This window comes from Achromobacter animicus (assembly GCF_902859585.1).
Taxonomy (GTDB): Bacteria; Pseudomonadota; Gammaproteobacteria; order Burkholderiales; family Burkholderiaceae_B; genus Achromobacter; species Achromobacter animicus.
The window spans coordinates 89256-110675 of the sequence record NZ_CADIJM010000009.1 but is presented as its reverse complement, the minus strand read 5'-3'; the positions used below and the strand labels follow the sequence as shown (position 1 = coordinate 110675).

Sequence of the window (21420 nt, the reverse complement as noted above, 5' to 3'; positions counted from 1 at the left end):
CCTTGAAGTCGCATGGTCAGAGTGGATCGCCGGGCCTGGCTTGGCTGACGCGCATATCGTTCACGACGTCGCTTGCCAGGTCTCCTTGGATGTTTTAAATTCCGGATTATGGAATTTAATTCTGTCTTTCGAAATAAACTATAAAAACGAAGCGTATATAAATGCAACCGTTTTCTGGCGCCAAGCGCATCACCCTCCCGCCGTCCAAGCCGGACCAGAAGCTTGAACTGAGCCTGCCCGCCCGGCGCAAGCGGGCCGCCGGCGCGGGCGAGGGCGCCAATTCCCCTGACTTCATTACGGCGCTGGCGCGCGGCCTGGATGTGCTGCGTTGCTTTCGCCACGGCGTGGCCGCGCTGGGCAACCTGGATCTGGCGCGCCTGACCGGCCTGCCCAAACCCACCATCAGTCGCATCACCTACACGCTGACGGAACTGGGTTACCTGCGCTATCACCCCGACACCGGCAAGTATTCGCCCGGCTACGGCGTGCTGGCGCTGGGATTCGGCCTGCTTGCCGGCCTGGAAGTGCGCGAACTGGCCAAGGCGTCCATGACCGATCTGGCGCGCGAGACCGGCGGCGCGGTGGCGCTGGGCGCTTTCGACGGCGACGCCATGACCTACGTCGAAGCGATCCACGGCTCGTCCGCGCTGTACCTGCGCCTGCCCGTCGGCTACCGCGCCACGCTGGACAGCGCCATGGGGCGTGCATACCTGGCCAGCCTGCCCGAAGACGAGTCCGACGCCGTCCTCGCGCGCCTGGACCAGGCGGCGCCGGCGCCCGAGGCCATCGCGCGGGCGCGCGCCGAACTGGCGCAGTCCGGCTGCTGCTGCGCCATCGGCGAATGGCAATCCGGCATCAATGCCGTGGCCGTGCCGTTCACGTCCATCACGGGCGAAGGCGTCTTCGTCATGAGCTGCGGCGGGCCGGCCAGCTTGCTGGAGGCTTCGCATCTTCGGGATCACGTCGCCCCGGCGCTCCTGGCGGCGGTGGCGGGCCTGGCGGGCACGCAGGCCTAGGGCATGGGACGCATCCGGGCCGCGTCTGGCTATCTCGTACAATTCACGGATTAATCCACCCCCAAGTGCCCCGGAGGCCCGTTTGGCCAAACCCACTCAAGCTGATTCGCAGAACGACGATCGTCCCTTGCCCCAGGATTTCGAAACGGCGCTGGCCGAACTGGAATCACTGGTCGCGGCCATGGAAGACGGATCGCTGCCGCTCGAGCAATCGCTGGCTGCCTACCGGCGCGGCGTGGCGCTCACGCGGGTGTGCCAGGATCGCCTGGCGCAGGCCGAGCAGCAGGTCAAGGTCCTCGAAGGCGGCCTGCTGCGGCCGCTGGATCCCGCGGCGCTGGACGACGAATAAGACACCGATGAAGCAAACTCATCTCGCATTTTCCGAGTGGTTGCAAGGCCGTGCGCGCCACGTCGAAGACGTGCTCGACGACCTGCTGCCCCCGGCGGATCAGGCGCCTGCCCGCTTGCATGAAGCCATGCGCTACGCCGTGCTCGGCGGCGGCAAGCGCGTGCGCGCCGCCCTGGTCTATGCCGCCGGACAGGCCTGCCCCGTCAGCGGCAGCGTGCTTGCCATCGAGGCCTCGCTGGACCGCGCGGCCGCCGCCGTCGAACTGATCCACGCCTACTCGCTGATCCACGACGATCTGCCCTGCATGGACGACGACACGCTGCGCCGTGGCCGTCCCACCACGCACGTGCAGTTCGACGAAGCCACCGCCATGCTGGCGGGCGATGCGCTGCAGCCGCTGGCATTCGAACTGATCGCGTCCATGCCGATCGCGCCGGCGTTGATCGTCCAGGCCACCCAGTCGCTGGCCCGCTCGGCCGGCAGCCAGGGCATGGCAGGCGGGCAGGCGATCGACCTGTTCAGCGTCGGCCGCTCGCTGTCGCGCGATGAACTGCAGATGATGCACGGCATGAAGACCGGCGCCATGCTGGCGTGCAGCGTGGCGTTGGGCGGCATCGTGGCGGGCGCCAGCTCGGCATCGCGCCAGGCGCTGGACGCCTACGCGCAGGCCATGGGCCTGGCGTTCCAGGTGGTCGACGATATTCTTGACGTCACTGCGGACAGCGCCAGCCTGGGCAAGACGCCGGGCAAGGACGCCGCCGAAAACAAGCCTACGTACGTGTCCCTGCTGGGCCTGGACGAAGCCCGGGCCTTTGCCGAGGAACTGCGCGTGGCGGCGCTGGCCGCCCTGGCGCCGCTGGGCGACGCCGGCGCGCGTCTGGCCCAGCTTGCCGACTTCATCGTTCTTCGAGACCGCTGATCCGAGATCAGCCCGGCCTTCTTGGTAGGCCGGGCCAACGAACCCCATAAAAGCATGACGACAGATTTACTGGACCGTATTCAATCGCCGGCTGACCTGAAGCGCCTGGATCGTCGCGAACTGAAAAAGCTTGCCGATGAACTGCGCGGCTTTGTGCTGGAGTCGGTGTCCAAAACGGGCGGACACCTGTCGTCCAACCTGGGCACCGTCGAACTCACGCTGGCGCTGCACCAGGTGTTCGACACGCCGCACGACCGCATCGTGTGGGACGTGGGTCATCAGTCCTATCCGCACAAGATCCTGACGGGACGCCGTGCCGGCATGGCCAAGCTGCGCCAGCAAGGTGGCATTTCGGGCTTCCCGAAGCGCAGCGAATCCGAGTACGACGCCTTCGGCACCGCGCATTCGTCCACGTCGATCTCCGCGGCCCTGGGCATGGCGGTGGCCTCGCGCAATGCGGGCGAACAGCGCCAGCACATTGCCGTGATCGGCGACGGCGCCATGTCCGCGGGCATGGCGTTCGAGGCCATGAACAACGCGGGCGTCACGCCCGACATCAACCTGCTGGTGATCCTGAACGACAACGACATGTCGATCTCGCCGCCGGTGGGGGCGCTGAACCGCTATCTGGCGCGCCTGATGTCCGGACGCTTCTACGCCACGGCCAAGAACGTGGGGCGGGCGGTGCTGCAGCACGTGCCGCCGGTGCTTGAGCTGGCGCGCCGCTTCGAGGAGCACGCCAAGGGCATGGTCACGCCCGCCACGCTATTCGAAGAGTTCGGCTTCAATTACGTGGGCCCCATCGATGGCCATGACCTGGACGCGCTGGTTCCCACGCTGCAGAACCTGAAAGCCCTCGAAGGCCTGCAGTTCCTGCACGTCGTCACGCGCAAGGGCCAGGGCTACAAGCTGGCCGAAGCCGATCCCGTGCTTTATCACGGTCCCGGCAAGTTCGATCCGGCGGTCGGCATCCAGCAATCGAAGGCGCCGGGCAAGCGCACCTTTACGCAGGTGTTCGGCACGTGGCTGTGCGACACGGCGCAGCAGGATGCGCGCCTTGTGGCCGTCACGCCCGCCATGCGCGAAGGCAGCGGCCTGGTCGAATTCGAACAGCGCTTCCCGCAGCGGTATTTCGACGTGGGCATTGCCGAACAGCATGCCGTCACGTTCGCCGCGGGCGTGGCCTGCGAAGGCCAGAAGCCGGTCGTCGCCATCTATTCCACCTTCATGCAACGCGGCTACGATCAGTTCATCCATGACGTCGCCCTGCAGAACCTGGACGTCACATTTGCGCTGGACCGCGCCGGCATCGTGGGCGCGGACGGCGCCACGCACGCCGGCAATTACGACATCGCCTTCCTGCGCTGCGTGCCGAACATGGTGGTGGCCACGCCTTCCGACGAAAACGAAACCCGCCTGCTTCTGTCGACCTGTTATCAGCACCCCGGTCCGGCATCGGTGCGTTACCCGCGCGGCGCGGGCTGCGGCGCGGCTGAAAGTCAGAGCCTCGATACCGTTGAACTGGGCAAGGGCGTCGTCCGCCGCGAAGGCAAGAAAATCGCCATCCTGGGCTTTGGCACGCTGGTGCAGGCTGCGCTGGGCGCCGCCGGCAAGCTGGATGCCACCGTCGCCGACATGCGCTTTGCCAAGCCGATCGACCGCGAGCTGATCCTGGATCTGGTCAGCCGCCACGACGCGCTCGTCACCCTGGAAGACGCCTGCATCATGGGCGGCGCAGGCAGCGCAGTACTCGAGGTGCTGAGCGCCGCCGGCGTGCTGATTCCGGTGCTGCAGCTTGGCCTGCCGGATGAATTCATCGACCACGGCGAGCAATCGGCCCTGCTGGTGGGGCTGGGTCTGGATGCCGCGGGCATCGAGCAGTCGATCCGCACGCGCTACGCCGACCTGTTGAAGTGATCCGGCCGGCCTGATTCCGGCTGATCCTTGCGTCCGAGGACATGCGTCTTCGGACGCAAGGATGAAACACACTGTTCCGGCCCCGCCCGCATGGCTCCGTGGGGTTACCCCTTCTCATTGCGCGTGGCTGGGCGATAATTAGCCCCTTCTCAAGACAACTGGGCCAGCACGTTGCGCCATGGCGGACCGGCCCGGACAGGTAAGCCGAAATGAATTCTCCGATCGACCCCGCCATCGTGATGCCCGACGTCCAGAGCGCCACCGACACGCGGCATATCCCGATCCAGCGCGTTGGCATCCGCGGCGTGCGTCATCCCATGCTGGTCCAGAGCGGCGACGGCTCGGCGCAAGGCACGGTGGCCAGCTGGACGCTGACCGTGGCCCTGCCGCCCGAAGAAAAGGGCACGCACATGTCCCGCTTCGTGGCCCTGCTCGAAAAATACCGCACCACGGCCATGACGCCGGCGCTGTTCCGCACCATGGCGGCCGACATGCTGCCGCTGCTGCATGCCGAACGCGGCGACATCACGGCATCGTTCCCGTACTTCATCAACAAGTCCGCGCCGATCTCCGGCGTGCAGAGCCTGCTGGATTACGAGGTCCAGTGGATCGCGCGCGCGCAGGCCGACCGCGTCGAATTCGAACTCGTGGTCCAGGTGCCGGTCACCAGCCTGTGCCCGTGTTCGAAGGCCATCTCCGAATACGGTGCGCACAACCAGCGTTCGCACGTCACGGTGTCGGCCATCCTGAATGAAGACATCTCGATGGACGGCGTGATCCGCCTGATCGAAGACGAAGGCTCGTGCGAACTGTGGGGCCTGCTCAAGCGCCCCGACGAAAAGTTCGTCACTGAACGCGCCTACGACAATCCCAAGTTCGTCGAGGACCTGGTGCGTGATGTGGCGGCCCGCCTGAACGCGCACCCCGGCATCGCGCGCTATCGCGTCGAGGCCGAAAACTTCGAGTCCATTCACAACCACTCGGCCTACGCCGTCGTCGAAGGCTGAACGCCCGTGCGCCACCCGGCGGCCAGCGACTGGCCGCTCATCGCCGATCTGCAGCAATGGGAAGCGCGGCTGGCCAGCAATCTGGCGAGCCGCGGCCGCTTTGGCGTGGCGCTTTACGAGTTCTTCCGCTTCGGCGTGAAGCAGGCGTGGGCGTGCCTGTTCGGCGGCCTGATGTGCGCGCTGCTGCTGGGCACGCACTGGTGGTATCCCAAGGATGCCGCGCTGGCGCGCTACGACTTCCTGACGCTCGCCGCGCTCGGCATCCAGGCCGCGCTGCTCGCGCTGCGCATGGAAACCTGGAGCGAAGCGCGCGTGATCCTGATGTTCCATGAGGTCGGCACCTGCATGGAAATCTTCAAGACCGCCGCCGGCTCGTGGATCTATCCCGAAGCCAGCGTGCTGCGCATCGGCGGTGTGCCGCTTTTCACGGGATTCATGTACGCCGCGGTGGGCAGCTACCTGGCCCGGGTGTGGCGGTTGTTCGATTTCCGCTTTCGCGCGCATCCGCCGCTGGCCGCGACCGCCGTGTTGTCGGTGCTGATCTACGTGAACTTCTTCGCGCACCATTACGTGATGGACTTCCGGTGGGCGCTGTTCGCCATGACCGCCGTCCTGTTCGCGCGCACGTGGGTGTATTTCCGGATCTGGCAGGTCTACCGGCGCATGCCGCTGCTGCTGGGTTTCGTGCTGGTGGCGCTTTTTATCTGGTTTGCCGAAAACATCGGTACCTTCGCCAATGCGTGGCGCTATCCCAACCAGGCGCAGGTCTGGCAGGCCGTGTCCATCGCCAAGCTGGGATCCTGGTTCCTGCTCATGATCATCAGCTACGTCATGGTCAGCGCCGTCAACCGGCCTCGGGCGATCACCGCCGCCGACCTGCCTGCAACTGGCGGGCAGGAACGTGCCCGAAACGCGTCCCTTATTTCTTAAGCCTACGCCGGCTTGCAAGCGACCGCCCAATCGGTGATAATCGAGAGCTTTCTTGCTCGACCACCCATGGTTTTTGGGTAGCGGGCTGCCCCTTGCGGCGAAACGTCAACGATGTTGATCCACCCATGATGGAAAGCGCGGGTGCAAGACGTTTGGTTAGCAAGACATCCTCAAGGAGTTTTACTCATGCGTCACTACGAAGTAGTGTTTATTGTTCACCCCGACCAAAGCGAGCAAGTGCCCGCCATGGTCGAGCGTTACCAAGCGCTGGTCACGGGCCAAGGCGGCTCGATCCATCGCCTGGAAGACTGGGGCCGCCGTCAACTGGCCTACCCGATCCAGAAGCTCGTCAAGGCTCACTACGTCTGCCTGAACATCGAGTGCGGCCAAGCCACGCTGGATGAGCTGGAACACTCGTTCCGCTACAACGACGCCGTGCTGCGCCACCTGGTCATCAAGACCAAGAAGGCCCAGACCACCCCGTCGATCATGATGAAGTCGGTCGAGCGCGAAGAAGCCCGCAAGGCTTCGGCGGAAGCTGCTCCGGCTCAGGCCGAGTAAGCAGGCTCACGCAGAGCTCATTGCATCAAGTCCCCTCGGTACCAGGCAGGATGAATAAGCTGGAACTCAGCGCCCGCGTTCTCGAATGCGAGCCTTTGCGCCACACACCCGCCGGTTTGCCAGCGCTGGAAATGCTGCTGGCGCACGAGTCGGAAGTCATCGAAGCCGGCCACCCGCGCCGTGTCGAACTGACGATTTCCGCCGTGGCACTGGGAGATCTGGCGCTGCTCTTGAGAAACACCGCTTTAGGGTCTGAATTGCTGGTGCAGGGGTTTTTGGCTCCCGCCCGCAAGGACTCGGTGAAGATCAAGCTGCATCTGCAGCAGGCGCGCAAGATCAGCGGAAGCGCTGGGCGCGATCCGCAGGTGGCCTGAAGGCAATGAGACACAGGGTGCGAGAGCGCCTTCTGAATTCGGATAGGTTATGGGGAAGTGGGCATTGACCCAGTCCCCTCAAACATAAAGGCACATATCATGGCTTTCTTCGGAAAACGCAAAGAAAAACGCAAATTCACGCAGCAGAACCCGCTCTTCAAGCGTCGTAAGTTCTGCCGCTTCACCGCAGCCGGCGTCGAAGAGATCGACTACAAGGATCTGGACACCCTGCGCGACTTCGTGCAAGAAAACGGCAAGATCATCCCGGCTCGCCTGACCGGCACCAAGGCAATCTACCAGCGCCAGCTGGACACCGCCATCAAGCGCGCGCGCTTCCTGGCTCTGTTGCCTTACACCGACAACCACAACTAATCCGGGGCACTGAAATGCAAGTTATTCTGCTCGAAAAAGTCGTCAACCTGGGCAACCTGGGTGAAGTCGTGCGTGTGCGTGATGGCTACGCCCGCAACTTCCTGATTCCCCAGAAGAAGGCCCGTCGCGCAACCGACGCCGCCCTGAAGGAATTCGAAGCCCGCCGCGCCGAGCTGGAAAAGGTCCAGGCTGAAAAGCTGGCCGCTTCCCAAGCCCTGGGCGAGCGCCTGAACGGCTACCAGCTCAAGATCGTTCAGAAGGCCGGCGTTGACGGTCGTCTGTTCGGTTCGGTCACCAACGCCGACATCGCCGAAGGTCTGAAGAAGGCTTCGTTCGAAGCCGTCGAGAAGGCCCAAGTGCGTCTGCCCAATGGCCAGCTGAAGGCCATCGGCGAGTACCCGGTCCAGGTCGCCCTGCACGCCGACGTCGTGGTCGACATCACGGTTCTGGTCGAAGGCGAACTGTCCTGATCCGGCAGTCGCGGTAAAAAGAAGCCGGCCCGCGCGCCGGCTTTTTTTCTTTTTTCAGCCATGTGCCGATGTCGTGCTGAATGGTGCGCGGCGACGCACCCTCGTTTTACGCTGTCATTCCAGAGGACCTCTTGACTCATCCGCCTGTCCATCACAACGCGCCGCCCGGCCTGCGAGCCTGGCTCGACAGCGTGGATGCGTCGCGTGAACCTTCGGTGCGGGATGTGACGATAGATGGCGTGCGCTGCATCATCAAGCGGCGTCGGCCCGGCATCCTGCAGAGCGTGAGCTATGTGCTGCGCTACGTGCGCGCCTTGTTCCTCGCCGTGGGCTGCAAGGTTTTTTTGGGCGAGTTTCCCCGTCCCAGCGTGCTGTTGCGCAACGGTCTGGCCCACGAAGGGCAGCGCCTGGCGCAGTTGCTGGAAGCAGGGTCGCGCGTCCCCGAGGTGTGGTGGCGGGAGCAGAACCTGCTGGTGCTGGAGTTCGTGGGCGAAGACCTGGCGGACCTCATCCGCAACGAAGACTCCACCTCGCGCATGTGGCTCGCGCGCGCCGCGGCGGCCGATCTGGCCGCTTTCCATGCCCGCGGCATGTGGCATGGCGGGGCGCAGATCCGCAACGTTACGCTGCGCGATGGCGAGATCTGGCGCATCGACTTCGAGGAAAACATCGGCGCGACGCTGTCGCGGCCGCTGGCGCAGGCCTATGACCTGTTCCAGATGCTGGCCTCGCTGGTGTCGCTGCGCAAGTTGGGCGATGCAGATGCGCGCACGCTGGGCAAGCTGGCGCTCGATGTCTACCTGGACTGCAATCCCGACCCCGAGGTCAGGGCCCGCTTGAAGCGCCTGGCGCGCGTGCTGTGCGGCATCGCCATGCCGCTGCGCCCCATCCTTGCCCGATTCCCCTCGCGCGACATCCAAGGGTTTTTCCGCGTCGCGGATATCCTGCAGCCGTTACTATTGAAGCCATGAACACACCCGCCGATTCCCAGCTCGAGTACCTGCGCGTCCCCCCGCATTCCATCGAGGCGGAGCAGTCAGTCCTGGGCGGACTGCTGCTGGACAACGCTGCCTGGGACCGTATCGCGGATGTGCTTCTCGAAGAAGACTTCTACCGTCACGACCACCGGCTGATCTGGCACCACATTGCGCGCCTGATTGGTCTGGCGCGCCCGGCCGACGTCATCACGGTGCACGAGTCCCTCGTCAGCGCGGGCAAGGCCGAAGAGTCCGGCGGACTGGCTTACCTGAATGCCCTGGCGCACAACACGCCGTCGGCCGCCAACATCCGCCGGTACGGCGAGATCGTGCGCGAGCGCGCGATGCTGCGCAAGCTGGTGTCGATCGCGGACGAAATCTCGTCGGCCGCCATGAACCCGCAGGGCAAGGAAGCGCGGCAGCTGCTGGACGAGGCCGAATCCAAGGTGTTCAAGATCGCCCAGGAAGGCGCGCGCGGCGCGGCCGGCTTCCAGGAGATCCAACCGCTTCTGACGCAGGTGGTCGAGCGCATTGACGAGCTCTACCACCGCGAGAGCACGTCCGACGTGACGGGCGTGCCCACGGGCTTCACCGATCTGGACAAGATGACGTCGGGCATGCAGGGTGGCGACCTGATCATCGTGGCCGGCCGCCCGTCCATGGGCAAGACGTCGTTCTCCATGAACATCGGAGAGCACGTCGCCATCGAAGAGGGCCTGCCCGTGGCGGTGTTCTCCATGGAAATGGGCGCGGTGCAGCTCGCCATGCGTATGCTGGGTTCCGTGGGACTCCTGGACCAGCACCGCATGCGTACGGGCAAGCTGATCGCCGAAGACTGGCCGCGCGTCACGCACGCCGTGCAGCTCATGCAGGATGCGCAGGTCTACATCGACGAATCGCCGGCGCTCAGTCCCATGGAAGTGCGCGCCCGCGCGCGTCGTCTGGCGCGCCAGTGCGGCCAGCTTGGCCTCATCATCATCGACTACCTGCAGCTCATGTCCGGCAACGGTTCCGGCGAAAACCGGGCCACCGAAGTGTCGGAAATCAGCCGCTCGCTCAAGGGTCTGGCCAAAGAACTGAATTGCCCGCTGATCGCACTGTCGCAGCTCAACCGAAGCCTGGAACAGCGTCCCAACAAGCGCCCCGTCATGAGCGACCTGCGCGAATCGGGCGCAATTGAACAGGACGCGGACGTGATCCTGTTCATCTACCGCGACGAGGTCTACAACCCCGATTCGCCGGACAAGGGCACGGCCGAGATCATCATCGGCAAGCAGCGTAACGGCCCGATCGGCACGGTGCGTCTGACGTTCCAGGGTTCCAGCACGCGCTTTTTGAACTTCTCCGGCGCGCAGCCGCGGGACATGTACTGATTCCGCACATCGCCACATCAAAAAAAAACCGCGCAGCCGCGCGGTTTTTTTTGTACGAGACGGCGATCAGTGCGTGGCGTCGGGGCGCTTGCCGTAGCGCGCCGCCAGTACGCCGCAGACCATGAGCTGGATCTGGTGGAACAGCATCAGCGGCAGCACCACAGCACCCACGGCGTGACCGGCGAACAGCACCTGGGCCATCGGAATACCGCTGGCCAGGCTTTTCTTCGAGCCGCAGAAGAGCAGCGTGATGCGGTCTTCGATGCTGAAGCCGAACATCCGGCCGGCCAGTGCGGACAGGCCCAGCGCCAGCGCCAGAATCACGCCGCAGCTCACGACCAGGCCGACCAGCGCGGGAATCGGGGTGCTGCTCCACAGGCCTTCATTGATGGCCTCGGAGAACGCCGTGTAGACCACCAGCAGTATCGAGCCCTGGTCCACGAACTTCAGCATGGCCTTGCGCTTGTGCACCCACGCGCCGATCCAGCGCCGCGCGAACTGGCCCAGCACGAACGGCAGGAGCAGTTGCAGCATGATCTTGCCGACGGCGTCGAACGAGATCGGCGCGCTGCCGGCGTTGGCGACGACCGTGCCGACCAGCAGGGGCGTGAGGAAGATGCCCAGCAGGCTGGAGGCCGACGCGCTGCACACCGCGGCGGGCACGTTGCCGCGCGCCATGGAGGTGAACGCGATGGCCGATTGCACGGTGGCAGGCAGGCAGCACAGGAACAGGATGCCCAGGTAAAGCTCCGGGGTGACCAGCGGCTCCAGCACGGGCTGCAGCGCCAGCCCCAGCAGCGGGAACATCAGGAACGTGGCCGAGAAGATGGTCAGGTGCAGCTTCCAGTGCGTGAGGCCGGCGATGATGGCCTCGCGCGAAAGGCGCGCCCCGTGCAGGAAGAACAGCAGGCCGACGGCCACGTTGGTGATCCAGCCGAACACCACCACGCCTTGCCCATGGGCGGGCAGGAAGCTGGCGATGATGACGGTGCAGATCAGGTAGAGGGTGAAGCGGTCGGGCAGAAGTCGAACGAGGCGGGACATGGGAAGGGAGGAAGAACGGAAAAGCGGCGGCGCGGGGCGCCGGAAACGGGGCGTATTGTAGACCCGCACCGTCGCGGACCCGTCGCGAGAAGGCCGCAAGCGTCCGCGCGCTGAGGCAGTCTGCGGATCTTTACGCGCTCAAGGCGTCATCGCCAGCGCCAGATCGAACGCTTCCACCAGCGACGCGTGGTCGGCCACGCCCTGGCCGGCGATGTCGAATGCGGTGCCGTGGTCCACGCTGGTGCGCACGAACGGCAGGCCGACGGTGACGTTCACGCCGTGGTCCAGGCCCAGATACTTCACCGGGATGAGGCCCTGGTCGTGGTACTGCGCCACGACGATGTCGAACTCTCCGCGGCGGGCGCGCATGAAGACGGTATCGCCCGGCCAGGGGCCGCTGGCATCGATGCCTTCCGCGCGGGCGGCAGCGATGGCCGGTTCGATGATGTCCATGTCTTCGCGGCCGAACTTGCCGCCTTCGCCCGCATGCGGATTCAGACCCGCGACGGCAACGCGCGGCTGCGCGATGCCCATCTGGCGGCAGGCGCGATCCGCAAGCCGCATCGCGGTCAATTCGGCCTGCGGCGTGATGCGCGCCATGACGTCGGCCAATGCGACGTGGATGGTCACGAGCAGCACGCGCAGCTCATTGTTGGCCAGCATCATCGCAAAGTCCTGCGTGCCGGAGCGGTCCGCCAGGATTTCGGTGTGGCCCGGATAGTCGATGCCGGCCTCGTGCATGGACTTCTTGTTCAACGGGGCGGTCACGATGGCGCGGATGTGTCCGGCAAGCGCGTCGTCGATGGCCGCGCACACATAATCGTAGGCGCCGCGGCCCGCCAGGGCGCTGACCTTACCCAGCGGCAGGTCCGCGGGCAGGATGGGGCTGCAAGCCACCACCTGGATACCAGCAGCGTCCGGCCGGGCCTGGCTGATGTCCGCGATCTCGGTGATATCCAGGCGGGCGCCCAATTGCGTCGCCGCGCGGCGCAGCGCGCCAGCATCGCCATACACCACACAGGGCGCGCCCAATCCCTGCGCACAGGCTTTGACGACGATTTCGGGACCGATGCCGGCGGCATCGCCCATGGTGATGCCCACAGGCAGGAGAGTGTTCACAATGGTGGCCGTGGGCGCTTACTGAGCGGTGCTCTTGGGAGGATCGATAGGCGCGCATTCGAACGTGACCGTGGCGCGCTTGGAACCCAGCCCGGTGGCGTGGTTGGACGTCACGCTGGGCTTGACCAGCTTGCGGCCAAGCGACTGGCAGTGCTGGTCGGCACGCTGCAATGCCTGGTTCTTGATCTCGACCCAGCTCAGCAATTGCGTGCCGGAGCTATACGTGACGCTGTATTGGTCCTTGTTGACGGACGTGACCTCGCTCATGCTGGAACACGCGGTCAACAGGACGAGGAGGGCGGCGGCAGGGGCAAGGCGAGCAAGCATGAAAAATCCAGGATTCGCGACAGGCCCCATTACACCACCATGTGGCGCCCGCCGGAAAGACGCGCGAGGGGCGCGAGGCGGCTCAGGGAGCGGCAACCGCGCTGCGCCGATCAACCTTGCGACTGAGCACGATCGAGGTCTGCGTCTGCTTCACGCCGTCGATGAGTCCGATACGGTCCAGCAGCGCGTCCAGTTGTTCGTGGGTCTCGCAGCGCAGGAAGATCAGGTAGTCGTAGGGTCCGCTGACCGAGGACACTTCCTCGACCTCCGGCATCCGCTCCAGTTCACGGATCACGGCGGCCGGCGTCTTGGGCAGCACGCTGATGAAGCAATAGGCGCGCACCGCCGCCTCTTCGAGCAGCCGGCCCAGGCGCACGCCGTAGCCGGAAACGATGCTTTCACGTTCCAGCCGCGCGATGCGCGCCACTACGGTGGTGCGCGCCAGCCCAAGCTTGCGCGCGAGGATGGCGGCGGGTTCGCGCGCATTGGCCTGCAGAAGGCTCAGCAGTTGCCGGTCGATGGCGTCAAGTCGTTCGTTCATGCGATGAGCGATGGCGTTGAGCGGGAAGGCGAAGTGGCGACGGTACAGGCGCCTGCCTGCCCGCGTCAATGCGTTGCCGCTAGCCGTCGGACTCGGGCGGAATGCCGCCGTGATAGATGCGGCCGTCGAACTCGAAGCGCGTGATGGTCTTGTGCGCGGCATCGAAAATGCGGTCCCGGCTGGCGGCGTCCAGGCCGTCGTGGTCCGCAAAGCTGAAACGGCACAGGTCGATGTCGCTGTCATAGAACGCGCTGTGCACGAAGCGGCTGACATCCGATTCGTGCGCAAAATGGGCGAACTCGCGCAGTTGCTCCATTTCGTGGAACGAGCCGTTGCGGCTGACCAGCAGCATGCCGAACTTGCGCTCTTCGTCCGCCATCGGTTCGGGCGGCGGCGCCGCGCCATCACCGTGCGGATCCTGGCAATCGAAATGCGCGCCGGCCTCACGCATGGCGGCCAGCACGCGTTGCCATTCCGGTTCTTCCAGCGTCAGACGGGCCATCATGTAGAACAGCCGCTGCCGGCCCAGCGTGCGAGGTTCCGGCCCGCCCACATAACTGGGCCAGGGTGTCGAGGCGTCCAGTCCGGCCAGCTCGGCCATTCTGCTGTCGGGATAGCCCAGCCTGTCCTGCAGCCGTTGCAGCGACTGGGCGCTTGGCGGGACATAGTTCTGGATCGTTTTCATGTGCGCGCTCCGGTTGCGCCGGGCGCCCGGAGACAGCGCCGGCGGCGTGCGCCGCGGTGCCTCTTGCGGCTACGCTTCATGCTAGCGCCGCGTCCGGTGCTTGCCTAGCCGCGGCAGGGGAGGCGCGCCGCTTGCTGTCAGCCCTGGCGCGCCCCGCCACCATGCTAGGATTCGCGCCAGATTTCATCGCCAGGAGGCTTACATCATGGACATCCAGGAACAGATCGCCGTTGTCGTGCACACCATCTCGCATCAGGGTGGGCGCATCGACGCGCTCAATACCACGCTGCTCTCGATGCTGCATATGGCGAAGAATTCGCCGGGCCTGCGCGAGGCCATCGAGGCGCAACTGGAGCAGAATTACTCCGGCCTGCTGGCGCGTTCCGAGAATCCGCAATACGTCGCGGGTTTCGAAAGCGTGCGTGACATGGTCCTGACCGCCCTGAAGTGATGCGCCCGGCGGCAGTTACCCACAGGTTCTGTGGACAAGCCTTGGGATAGCGCGGGCATAGATTCACAAACTCCTTCAATTACAACGGCTTGCGCGAGGCGGTCAAAAGCGGCGCCATTGCGCCGAAGCAACGCGCAACCGGCGCGCCGCCACGGCAGGCCAAGCCCGGGTAATATGCGGCCCCATGCGGAATCAGTATTCATTGGAAGGCCGGAACCGCGCCCTCGTGGCGCGCGTTTCGGAAGCGGCAAAGCTGGCGGCATTTGACCCCGGCAAGCTTTCCCCCGAGGCGAGGGAGAGCTGGGAGCGCATGGGCCATGGCTTCAAGGCCTGGCACGACTTCGACCAGCGTCACCCGATCCTGCGCCGCCTTGCAAAGCTGCCGATCATCGGCATGCTGTACCGCAACGCGCGCCGCCGCCATGTGCAGCGCGCAAACGGCAAACTGGTGTTCTGAACGCGCCCGCCGCTATTTGCGGCGGCGTGCGTAGACCTGATAGGCCAGCCACACCAGCACGCCGAGCGCCACTGCCACGGCCAGCTTGGTTTCCACGCCGTGCAGGCGTCCCAGCAGCGCTTCGATGGTCCGGCCGAACACGAATCCCAGCAGGCTGAAGCAGAGCGCCCAGATCATGGCGGCGATGGCGTTCAGCACCAGGTAGCGCAGGGCCGGCACCTTGGACACGCCCACGGCAACCGGCCCCACCGTACGCAACCCATACAGAAAGCGCAGCGCCAGTATGAATCCGTTGGGATATCGGTCGATGGCCGCCAGCGCCTTGCCGAACGCCGGCTTGGCGCGGATGCGCTGCACGTAGCGATGGTCGCGGTAGCGGCGGCCCAGCAGGAACAGCAGTTGATCCGCCATGAACGAGCCGGCAAACGCGCAGAGCATGACGTAGAGCAGATGGAACAATCCCTGGTGCGCCAGAAATCCCGCAAACACCACCACGCTTTCGCCTTCCAGGAAGGTCCCGCCCAGCACGGCCCACAGGCCATAGTCCGCGATGAATTGATGCAGTTCCGCGTTCATGCTGTCCTTTCTTCCACGATGCGCGCGAGCGTCACCAGTGCGTGCGAGATCTCCGGCGTGATGCGTTGTCCGCAACTGATGCGCAGGAAGTGGTTGTAGCGGGCGCCATTGGAGAACATCGCGCCGGGCGCCACGCGTATTCCTTGCCGCAGCCCGGCCTCGAAGACGTCCATGCCCGACACGCCCTCGGGCATTTCCACCCAGAGCAGCATCCCGCCTTGCGGCACGCTCAGCCGCGTGCCCCGCGGAAAATGCGCGGCGATGGCCTCGGCGGTCAGGTCGCGCTGCGTCTTCAGTTCTCGACGCAGCCGGGCCAGATGGCGATCATAGGCGCGCGAGCCCATGTACTCCGCCACGGCGATCTGCGCCAGCGGTTCGTTGGGCCGGCTTTGCGCGAACTTCAGCATGGCGATCCGGGCTTTCCACCGGCCGCCCAGCAGCCAGCCCAGCCGCATGCCGGGGGCCAGCGTCTTGTGCATCGACGAACAATAGATGACGTTGCCCGTGGCGTCCCAGGATTTCGCCGCGGCCAGCGGGGTGTCGTCGTCGGTCAGTGCGCCGTATGTGTCGTCTTCAATGAGCGGCACCTGCTGGCGCTCGCACAGCGCCACCAGCCGCGCCTTGTGCGCGTCGGGCATGACGCAACCGAGCGGATTCTGGAAGTTCGGCACAACGACGACGGCGCGGATATTGCCGTGCGTCTGGAAGGCCAGGTCCAGCGCTTCGATCGACAGCCCGTGCTGGGGGCTGGTGGGAATCTCGAGCGCGCGCATGCCGAGGCTTTCCAGGATCTGCAGCAGACCGAAGTAGGCGGGCGATTCCACGGCGATGGTGTCGCCGGGCCGGGCGACGGCACGCAGCGCCAGATTCAGGGCCTCGATACAGCCATGCGTGACGATGACGTCGTCCGGCGTGGCGTTGATGCCGTTGGCCAGCGCGCGACGGGCCAGCACACCGCGCAGGTCAGGATGCCCTTGCGGCGGCACCGGGCTGACCAGCACCTCGGGCGACTGCCGCAGTGCGCGCGTCATCGCCTGCTTGAGCGCCTCCATGGGATAAGCCTGGGGCACCGCCGCGGCCAGCGCAAAGTTGGCGCTGACCCGGTGCGCTTCACATTTGGCGATGAAGTCCGAAACCCGGTCGTGGATGCCGACATACTGCGCCGCGCCCAGGGTCTGGCGGATGTCCGGCTCGGCCACGGGCGGAATGCTGTTGCGGCGAGGTTTCAGCACGAAGTAGCCGGAGCGGGGACGGGCCTCGATCAGGCCATCGTCCTCGAGCTGGCGGCAGGCCTGCAGCGCCGTGGACAGGCTGACATGATGGGTGCGCACCAGCGTGCGGACCGAGGGCATGCGCTGGGCGGGGGCCAGCACGCCCGTCTGGATGGCGCGCCGGTAGTGATTGGCCAGGCGTAGGTACAGCGGTTGAGGTTCCATGCGCCGATCTTGCTCCCCGGGGTTGGACGGTGGGTAGGCACAGATGCAGGCAAAGTACACCATAACAGCCACAAAATCGACCCTCTGCATCGGTACAGAAAGCCGATTTTTGTGGCTGTTGCGCAAAGCAGGGCGCGCGTAGCCTGTGATGGTCCTTTTGGAGATCATCATGACCCCGCATTCCGACCCCGCCTCGCCGGGCCTTCGCCTGGAACTACTCGCCGGCGCCAGCCGGAGTTTCGTCCTGCGCGCAGGCGCTGCCGTTGTCTGCGTCGAAGGCAGCGTGCGCGTCGAGGAAGCGGCAAGCGGCCTGGAAGCCGCAGGCGGCCTGCATCGCGTCGTACCGGCCCGGCTCAATGCGGGCGAGGTTCACGGGGTGTCCTACGGCGGCGCGGTGCGCCTCACCGCGCTGGATAGTGCGCAGGTGATCTGCCTGAATTGCACCGGGCGCCTTGGCACGATCCTGCGCCACGTCGCCAATGTTTTTCGCGGTTTTCTGTCGAAAAACGGAAACATTCGCGTGGGTGCGCTGCACAAGATTTCAAAATGATGTATGATTCACACATCAGACGCGGGGTGGAGCAGTCTGGCAGCTCGTCGGGCTCATAACCCGAAGGTCGTAGGTTCAAATCCTGCCCCCGCAACCAGTTTCAAGCAGTACCCGGTCTCCCGGCGGCGCGTTTCAAATGCACCCGGCAAGACCGCAGTAAAAAAGGCCGCGACATTGTCGCGGCTTTTTTTCGTCTGGCGATTGCGCTGGGTCATGCGCGGTTCGCGTCCGGAGTTTCCCGGGTATCCGTGGCCGCACACGGCCGCAACCCTGCGCTACCATGGGCCACGCGCGCTACATTGCCGCACAGAAGGAGTGTCCATGGGAACCGCAAAATACGATCATCCCGGCTACGTTGCTGATACGGGCGCTGAGGGCAAGTACCACGTGGGCATCTGGTGCCCGCACGGGTATCCCGCCCACATCCATATCGGCCGTCCGGCCGACCGCGGCGATCCCTCTGCCTTGCTGAGGCTGCGCATCCCCGACGGCGTGTTCCAGTCGCTGCCGGACGATCCCGAAACCCTGTGCCGCCGCGCACTGGGTCAGGCGCTAGATGCCGGCCTGCTGCGCAGCGTCGCGGTCGACGGCGAGTATCAGGAACTGCGTTTCCAGCTCGATGCCGAGCCCTGGTCCGGCCCCATGCACGCGGCCGAGCGCGCCTGACACGATCCCCAGAACGCGGCAGTTACCCACAGGGATTGTGGAAAACCCTTGGGATAGCTGCTGCGTATATCGGATTTTTCCAGAAAAAACATAGGCTTGGCGCCTGCGGTCAAGAAATGGCCGCTGCGAGCCTTTCGGGACAAGGGAACGCGCAGTTGCGACGCGCGCTCGTGGGAAGCGCCCTGACGCCGTGAGACAATCTGCGTCCCGTGGCTGCGCCGTCCTTTCGTCCCTTTTCCTTCCGACTTCTCCCGCATGCTTTCCGCCTTTTCCCGCTCGCGTCCTGTCATGAAGGCGACGGCGCCATGAGCCTGTCCGCCAAACGCGTTGCCGTCATCGGGGGCGGCCCCGCCGGTCTCATGGCAGCGGAAAGGCTGAGCGAAGCCGGGGCGCAGGTGGACGTCTTTGACGCCATGCCCTCGGTGGGACGCAAATTCCTGATGGCGGGACGGGGCGGCCTGAACTTGACGCACAGCGAGCCCGCCGAGCCTTTCCTTGCTCGCTTTGGCGACGGCGCCCCGTTCGTGCAGCCATGGCTGCAGACGATGGACGGCGCCGGTCTGCGCGATTGGGCGCATGCGTTGGGCATCCAGACATTCGTGGGCTCGTCGGGCCGGGTGTTTCCGCAGGAGATGAAGGCGGCGCCCCTGTTGCGGGCCTGGCTTGCCCGGCTGCGCGGACAGGGCGTGCGGTTTCATATGCGACATCGCTGGCTTGGCTGGCGTGGCGACAATCCCGGCGTGGACTTGCTGCGCTTTGCGACGCCCGACGGTGAAGCGCGCCATGCAGCGGATGCGGTCGTGCTGGCGCTGGGCGGCGGCAGCTGGGCCAAGCTGGGATCCGATGGCGCCTGGGTGCCGGATCTGCAGGCGCACGGCGTGCTGGTTGCGCCATTGCGGCCCGCCAACTGCGGGTTCGACGTGGACTGGTCCGATCATTTTCGCAGCCGCTTTGCCGGCCAGCCGGTCAAGTCCGTGGCCATGTCCTGCGGCGGGCCTGGCCGTCAGGGCGAATTCGTCGTGTCCGAGACAGGCATAGAAGGCAGTCTCGTCTATGCATTGTCCGCAACCCTGCGCGACAGGATCGAGGCCGATGGCAGCGCCGTGGCCATGCTGGATCTTGCACCGGACTGGCCGCACGCAAAGGTGATGGCGGCGGTGACGCATCCGCGCGGCGCCCGCTCGATGTCAAGCCATCTGCAAAGCCGGCTGGGACTGACGGGGGTGAAGGCGGGCTTGCTGCGGGAATGCGCCAGCGCCGAAGACTTCAAGGACCCCGAGCGCCTGGGTCAGCGGATCAAGGCCTTGCCGTTGACGCTGCGGCGACCGCGCCCGATCGACGAAGCGATCAGCACGGCGGGCGGGGTGGCGTTCCAGGGACTGACGGCCGGGCTGATGCTCAAAGCCGTGCCCGGCGTTTTCTGTGTGGGAGAAATGCTGGATTGGGAGGCGCCGACGGGCGGCTACCTGCTGACCGCCTGCATGGCCAGCGGCGCATGCGGCGCGGCCGGCGTGATTGATTTTTTGAAGGGACAGGCTTGAAAGGTCTGTCCTGAACCCGCATCCCTGAGTGGGCTGCGAGCCCCGGAAGATCAGGAACCCGTCGGGTGCGGCGCCATGCTCATCGGGGCGCGGGGTGCCAGATCGCTGACGACGTGACCAACCACCGGCGGCTCGCCTTCGGGCTGCGAGATGATGCCGATCACACGGGTGATGGCGCTGGCGGGAATGGTGGTGCCGTGGGCGGGATCCTGCACCAGCTGCCATATCGTGGCGTTCGCCATGCCCGTGTCGCCCTCGGTCAGGTCGAGGTTGTCCAGGCAGTTGCGTGCAAAGGAAGACCAATCCGAAGCGTTGCACGGCAGACCGTGTGAGGTTGCCAAGCGGGCCAGGGCCAGCGGCGCGTCTGCCTGGCTTGCGGCGTGCTGGGCAGCGGTGCCCAGCGTGACGTCCAGGGACAGCAGGCGGAGAAACTCAACAACGTTGTCCGTGCTCATCTTGTAGTCTCCTTCCTTTGGGGGCTGTACTCTGCGATCGCCAGCCGGGCCGCTTGCCGGGGCGTCATCCCGGACCTTGTCCCAGCATCGACACCAGCGACTGCTTCAGGCGCGGCGAAAAAATCGGCACCGTATGCGCTACGCCGCTGCGGTCGATGCCTTCTTTGAGTTCGACTGACTGCCCCAGAAAAATTTCCGGAGCGGCAGAAATTTCGTTGTACCGCGCCAGCAATTCATTGACCTGGGCCTGCGCGTCCGCCAGCGTGCTGCTATCCGCCAGCTTGCCGGCGGCATGGGTCTGCAAGATGCGATGCAGGTCGTCGATGAACAGCGCCAGGGCGGCCTGTCCGCGGCACTGGGGCTGTTCCCAGCCCCAGCCTTGCGGGCTGGCGCCAGCGGATTGTGATGCTTGTTTCTTCGTCATGTGCGCATCCTAATCCATTGGCGGCAAATACGCGACAGGCGAGAATGCGTCGCAAGTGTCACCGGCGCGTAAGGGTGGTGACGGTTTTTTGTCGGTGTTGTTACACGTGACCGGCTTGTGTCACCGAGGCGGCCTTTGAGGTATGCTGGGTTCGGTTTTTTCCATGCCCAGACAGGAGATGTTTATGAAGAACAAAGTCTTTCTCGTCATGATGCTTTCTATTGCTGCGCTGACGGCGGGGTGCAACACCGTCGCCGGGGCCGGTAAAGATATTCAGCGGGGCGGGGAAAAGATCGAAGGGGCCGCGGAAAAGCGGTAGGGCATCAGGCCCTTTGCCGTCATGACGGCGCAAGGCCACGCAGGAAGTGCCGCACTTGGGCACTTTCCGCGTGGCCTTTTTGCAGCCGCTGGCATAATCGCGAAAGTCCGAATAGCAATGGCGGGAAGAATCATGCGCAAGTCTGTATGGGTGGCTGTCACGTTGGCGGCCACGTTGGCCGGATGCGCCAGCACCGGGGTCTACGAGTCGGAAACCGCAAAGAAGGAAACCTTCAGCGTCGACACCAATTATCAGGCGGCATTCCGCCGAGCCGGCGAATACGTGCGCGCGTGCCATACGCAGGTCAGCCATCCTTATGGCGTCTCTTATGCCTGGCGCCATAGCCTGGGCGAGAAGGGCGCGCCGGACGAAATCCAGCTTTACAAGGTCGGCCAGCCGGCAACCGTGCTCGAACTGATTTCCGCGGAGGCCGATGGTCCCGCTACCTCCAAGGTGACCGTGACGGTGCTGGGCGAAGGGCGCTGGGACGAGGCCGAGATCGCGGCGGCGCGCAAGTCGATACAGAGCGCGACGCCGACGTGCCGTAGCGCGACCGGCGGCTGA

At 65.2% G+C, this 21420-nt stretch carries 28 protein-coding genes and 1 tRNA gene; 20 read left to right on the top strand and 9 right to left on the bottom strand.

All coding sequences use genetic code 11. The annotated features are described in order from the left end of the window. Nucleotides 1-161: 161 nt before the first annotated feature. From HV681_RS19885 to HV681_RS19830, 12 genes are all read left to right on the top strand, one after another. Nucleotides 162-1016 (top strand): IclR family transcriptional regulator, encoded by an 855-nt coding sequence (locus HV681_RS19885; RefSeq protein ID WP_175124667.1) that lies wholly within the window; start codon nucleotides 162-164, stop codon nucleotides 1014-1016. Nucleotides 1017-1098: 82 nt separating this feature from the next. Then, nucleotides 1099-1365 (top strand): exodeoxyribonuclease VII small subunit, encoded by a 267-nt coding sequence (locus HV681_RS19880; protein WP_175124666.1) that lies wholly within the window; start codon nucleotides 1099-1101, stop codon nucleotides 1363-1365. Between the two features lie 7 nt (nucleotides 1366-1372). Then, nucleotides 1373-2284 (top strand): polyprenyl synthetase family protein, encoded by a 912-nt coding sequence (locus tag HV681_RS19875; protein WP_175124665.1) that lies wholly within the window; start codon nucleotides 1373-1375, stop codon nucleotides 2282-2284. 54 nt (nucleotides 2285-2338) lie between these two features. Next, complete coding sequence (gene dxs / locus HV681_RS19870; RefSeq protein WP_175124664.1) at nucleotides 2339-4201, top strand: 1-deoxy-D-xylulose-5-phosphate synthase; 1863 nt, start codon at nucleotides 2339-2341, stop codon at nucleotides 4199-4201. 209 nt (nucleotides 4202-4410) lie between these two features. After that, nucleotides 4411-5208, top strand: a complete 798-nt coding sequence (folE2, locus tag HV681_RS19865) for a GTP cyclohydrolase FolE2 (protein WP_175124663.1) — start codon at nucleotides 4411-4413, stop codon at nucleotides 5206-5208. A gap of 6 nt (nucleotides 5209-5214) precedes the next feature. Beyond that, entirely contained in the window at nucleotides 5215-6138 is a 924-nt protein-coding gene (locus tag HV681_RS19860) for a DUF817 domain-containing protein (protein ID WP_175124662.1), read from the top strand. 186 nt (nucleotides 6139-6324) lie between these two features. Then, nucleotides 6325-6699, top strand: a complete 375-nt coding sequence (gene rpsF, locus HV681_RS19855; protein ID WP_056322467.1) for a 30S ribosomal protein S6 — start codon at nucleotides 6325-6327, stop codon at nucleotides 6697-6699. 50 nt (nucleotides 6700-6749) lie between these two features. Then, nucleotides 6750-7073, top strand: coding sequence for a primosomal replication protein N (gene priB, locus HV681_RS19850; protein WP_175124661.1), 324 nt, complete (start codon nucleotides 6750-6752; stop codon nucleotides 7071-7073). Nucleotides 7074-7172: 99 nt separating this feature from the next. Then, nucleotides 7173-7445, top strand: a complete 273-nt coding sequence (gene rpsR / locus HV681_RS19845; RefSeq protein ID WP_006218308.1) for a 30S ribosomal protein S18 — start codon at nucleotides 7173-7175, stop codon at nucleotides 7443-7445. Between the two features lie 14 nt (nucleotides 7446-7459). Continuing rightward, nucleotides 7460-7915, top strand: a complete 456-nt coding sequence (rplI, locus tag HV681_RS19840) for a 50S ribosomal protein L9 (RefSeq protein ID WP_175124660.1) — start codon at nucleotides 7460-7462, stop codon at nucleotides 7913-7915. 131 nt (nucleotides 7916-8046) lie between these two features. Then, nucleotides 8047-8886, top strand: a complete 840-nt coding sequence (locus HV681_RS19835) for an RIO1 family regulatory kinase/ATPase domain-containing protein (RefSeq protein WP_175124659.1) — start codon at nucleotides 8047-8049, stop codon at nucleotides 8884-8886. Then, the gene (locus HV681_RS19830) at nucleotides 8883-10265 is read left to right on the top strand and encodes a replicative DNA helicase (protein WP_056322477.1); all 1383 of its coding nucleotides are present in this window, start codon (nucleotides 8883-8885) and stop codon (nucleotides 10263-10265) included. Before HV681_RS19835 ends, HV681_RS19830 begins: the two co-directional genes overlap by 4 nt. Nucleotides 10266-10331: 66 nt before the next feature. Here the strand turns inward: HV681_RS19830 and HV681_RS19825 are convergent, their stop codons facing one another. The 5 genes from HV681_RS19825 to HV681_RS19805 all read right to left on the bottom strand — a co-directional run bounded on the left by HV681_RS19825 (nucleotide 10332) and on the right by HV681_RS19805 (nucleotide 13981). Then, nucleotides 10332-11309 carry a bile acid:sodium symporter family protein gene (locus HV681_RS19825; protein WP_175124658.1) on the bottom strand — a complete coding sequence of 326 codons (978 nt, stop codon included), beginning with the start codon at nucleotides 11307-11309 and terminating at the stop codon, nucleotides 10332-10334. 138 nt (nucleotides 11310-11447) lie between these two features. Beyond that, entirely contained in the window at nucleotides 11448-12428 is a 981-nt protein-coding gene (gene pdxA, locus HV681_RS19820) for a 4-hydroxythreonine-4-phosphate dehydrogenase PdxA (protein ID WP_175124657.1), read from the bottom strand. A gap of 18 nt (nucleotides 12429-12446) precedes the next feature. Continuing rightward, nucleotides 12447-12755: a hypothetical protein gene (locus tag HV681_RS19815; protein ID WP_175124656.1), complete on the bottom strand. Its 309-nt coding sequence runs from the start codon at nucleotides 12753-12755 to the stop codon at nucleotides 12447-12449. Nucleotides 12756-12837: 82 nt separating this feature from the next. Next, on the bottom strand, nucleotides 12838-13296 hold the full coding sequence (locus tag HV681_RS19810) for an Lrp/AsnC family transcriptional regulator (RefSeq protein WP_175124655.1): 459 nt from the start codon (nucleotides 13294-13296) through the stop codon (nucleotides 12838-12840). 79 nt (nucleotides 13297-13375) lie between these two features. Further along, nucleotides 13376-13981, bottom strand: coding sequence for a hypothetical protein (locus tag HV681_RS19805; RefSeq protein ID WP_175124654.1), 606 nt, complete (start codon nucleotides 13979-13981; stop codon nucleotides 13376-13378). A gap of 205 nt (nucleotides 13982-14186) precedes the next feature. Between HV681_RS19805 and HV681_RS19800 the strand changes: the two genes are divergently transcribed. Next, entirely contained in the window at nucleotides 14187-14432 is a 246-nt protein-coding gene (locus HV681_RS19800) for a hypothetical protein (protein WP_175124653.1), read from the top strand. 226 nt (nucleotides 14433-14658) lie between these two features. Then, a complete protein-coding gene (locus HV681_RS19795; RefSeq protein WP_224776755.1) occupies nucleotides 14659-14889 on the top strand; it encodes a hypothetical protein in 231 nt (76 codons plus the stop codon). Nucleotides 14890-14901: 12 nt separating this feature from the next. On the opposite strand, the gene HV681_RS19790 is transcribed toward HV681_RS19795, so the two are convergent. Next, nucleotides 14902-15465, bottom strand: coding sequence for a DedA family protein (locus HV681_RS19790; protein WP_175124651.1), 564 nt, complete (start codon nucleotides 15463-15465; stop codon nucleotides 14902-14904). After that, nucleotides 15462-16901 carry an aminotransferase-like domain-containing protein gene (locus HV681_RS19785; RefSeq protein WP_175124650.1) on the bottom strand — a complete coding sequence of 480 codons (1440 nt, stop codon included), beginning with the start codon at nucleotides 16899-16901 and terminating at the stop codon, nucleotides 15462-15464. The genes HV681_RS19790 and HV681_RS19785 overlap by 4 nt, the downstream gene beginning before the upstream one ends. Nucleotides 16902-17070: 169 nt before the next feature. Between HV681_RS19785 and HV681_RS19780 the strand changes: the two genes are divergently transcribed. The 4 genes from HV681_RS19780 (at nucleotide 17071) to HV681_RS19765 (ending at nucleotide 19658) form a co-directional block, all read left to right on the top strand. Then, complete coding sequence (locus HV681_RS19780) at nucleotides 17071-17451, top strand: hypothetical protein (protein WP_254595024.1); 381 nt, start codon at nucleotides 17071-17073, stop codon at nucleotides 17449-17451. A gap of 20 nt (nucleotides 17452-17471) precedes the next feature. Next, nucleotides 17472-17548 (top strand) — tRNA-Met (locus tag HV681_RS19775). Nucleotides 17549-17772: 224 nt separating this feature from the next. Further along, complete coding sequence (locus tag HV681_RS19770; protein WP_175124648.1) at nucleotides 17773-18117, top strand: hypothetical protein; 345 nt, start codon at nucleotides 17773-17775, stop codon at nucleotides 18115-18117. A 305-nt stretch (nucleotides 18118-18422) separates the two neighbouring features. Next, nucleotides 18423-19658, top strand: a complete 1236-nt coding sequence (locus HV681_RS19765; RefSeq protein WP_175124647.1) for a TIGR03862 family flavoprotein — start codon at nucleotides 18423-18425, stop codon at nucleotides 19656-19658. Nucleotides 19659-19708: 50 nt separating this feature from the next. Here HV681_RS19765 and HV681_RS19760 read toward each other — a convergent pair whose 3' ends face one another. Then, a complete protein-coding gene (locus HV681_RS19760) occupies nucleotides 19709-20113 on the bottom strand; it encodes a hypothetical protein (protein ID WP_175124646.1) in 405 nt (134 codons plus the stop codon). Nucleotides 20114-20177: 64 nt separating this feature from the next. After that, entirely contained in the window at nucleotides 20178-20537 is a 360-nt protein-coding gene (locus tag HV681_RS19755) for a hypothetical protein (protein WP_175124645.1), read from the bottom strand. Between the two features lie 184 nt (nucleotides 20538-20721). On the opposite strand from HV681_RS19755, the gene HV681_RS19750 reads away from it, so the two are divergent. Both HV681_RS19750 and HV681_RS19745 read left to right on the top strand, forming a co-directional pair. Next, nucleotides 20722-20856 carry an entericidin A/B family lipoprotein gene (locus HV681_RS19750; RefSeq protein ID WP_105241420.1) on the top strand — a complete coding sequence of 45 codons (135 nt, stop codon included), beginning with the start codon at nucleotides 20722-20724 and terminating at the stop codon, nucleotides 20854-20856. Nucleotides 20857-20988: 132 nt separating this feature from the next. Continuing rightward, nucleotides 20989-21420, top strand: coding sequence for a BPTD_2524 family lipoprotein (locus HV681_RS19745; RefSeq protein WP_175124644.1), 432 nt, complete (start codon nucleotides 20989-20991; stop codon nucleotides 21418-21420).

Bases quoted from the DNA above. Each gene is read 5' to 3' on its own strand.
- HV681_RS19885 (WP_175124667.1), top strand. From the start codon at position 162: ATGCAACCGTTTTCTGGCGCCAAGCGCATCACCCTCCCGCCGTCCAAG.
- HV681_RS19875 (WP_175124665.1), top strand. From the start codon at position 1,373: ATGAAGCAAACTCATCTCGCATTTTCCGAGTGGTTGCAAGGCCGTGCG.
- dxs (WP_175124664.1), top strand. From the start codon at position 2,339: ATGACGACAGATTTACTGGACCGTATTCAATCGCCGGCTGACCTGAAG.
- folE2 (WP_175124663.1), top strand. From the start codon at position 4,411: ATGAATTCTCCGATCGACCCCGCCATCGTGATGCCCGACGTCCAGAGC.
- rpsF (WP_056322467.1), top strand. From the start codon at position 6,325: ATGCGTCACTACGAAGTAGTGTTTATTGTTCACCCCGACCAAAGCGAG.
- priB (WP_175124661.1), top strand. From the start codon at position 6,750: ATGAATAAGCTGGAACTCAGCGCCCGCGTTCTCGAATGCGAGCCTTTG.
- rpsR (WP_006218308.1), top strand. From the start codon at position 7,173: ATGGCTTTCTTCGGAAAACGCAAAGAAAAACGCAAATTCACGCAGCAG.
- rplI (WP_175124660.1), top strand. From the start codon at position 7,460: ATGCAAGTTATTCTGCTCGAAAAAGTCGTCAACCTGGGCAACCTGGGT.
- HV681_RS19830 (WP_056322477.1), top strand. From the start codon at position 8,883: ATGAACACACCCGCCGATTCCCAGCTCGAGTACCTGCGCGTCCCCCCG.
- HV681_RS19825 (WP_175124658.1), bottom strand. From the start codon at position 11,309: ATGTCCCGCCTCGTTCGACTTCTGCCCGACCGCTTCACCCTCTACCTG.
- HV681_RS19815 (WP_175124656.1), bottom strand. From the start codon at position 12,755: ATGCTTGCTCGCCTTGCCCCTGCCGCCGCCCTCCTCGTCCTGTTGACC.
- HV681_RS19810 (WP_175124655.1), bottom strand. From the start codon at position 13,296: ATGAACGAACGACTTGACGCCATCGACCGGCAACTGCTGAGCCTTCTG.
- HV681_RS19805 (WP_175124654.1), bottom strand. From the start codon at position 13,981: ATGAAAACGATCCAGAACTATGTCCCGCCAAGCGCCCAGTCGCTGCAA.
- HV681_RS19800 (WP_175124653.1), top strand. From the start codon at position 14,187: ATGGACATCCAGGAACAGATCGCCGTTGTCGTGCACACCATCTCGCAT.
- HV681_RS19790 (WP_175124651.1), bottom strand. From the start codon at position 15,465: ATGAACGCGGAACTGCATCAATTCATCGCGGACTATGGCCTGTGGGCC.
- HV681_RS19785 (WP_175124650.1), bottom strand. From the start codon at position 16,901: ATGGAACCTCAACCGCTGTACCTACGCCTGGCCAATCACTACCGGCGC.
- HV681_RS19780 (WP_254595024.1), top strand. From the start codon at position 17,071: ATGACCCCGCATTCCGACCCCGCCTCGCCGGGCCTTCGCCTGGAACTA.
- HV681_RS19770 (WP_175124648.1), top strand. From the start codon at position 17,773: ATGGGAACCGCAAAATACGATCATCCCGGCTACGTTGCTGATACGGGC.
- HV681_RS19765 (WP_175124647.1), top strand. From the start codon at position 18,423: ATGAGCCTGTCCGCCAAACGCGTTGCCGTCATCGGGGGCGGCCCCGCC.
- HV681_RS19760 (WP_175124646.1), bottom strand. From the start codon at position 20,113: ATGAGCACGGACAACGTTGTTGAGTTTCTCCGCCTGCTGTCCCTGGAC.
- HV681_RS19755 (WP_175124645.1), bottom strand. From the start codon at position 20,537: ATGACGAAGAAACAAGCATCACAATCCGCTGGCGCCAGCCCGCAAGGC.
- HV681_RS19750 (WP_105241420.1), top strand. From the start codon at position 20,722: ATGAAGAACAAAGTCTTTCTCGTCATGATGCTTTCTATTGCTGCGCTG.
- HV681_RS19745 (WP_175124644.1), top strand. From the start codon at position 20,989: ATGCGCAAGTCTGTATGGGTGGCTGTCACGTTGGCGGCCACGTTGGCC.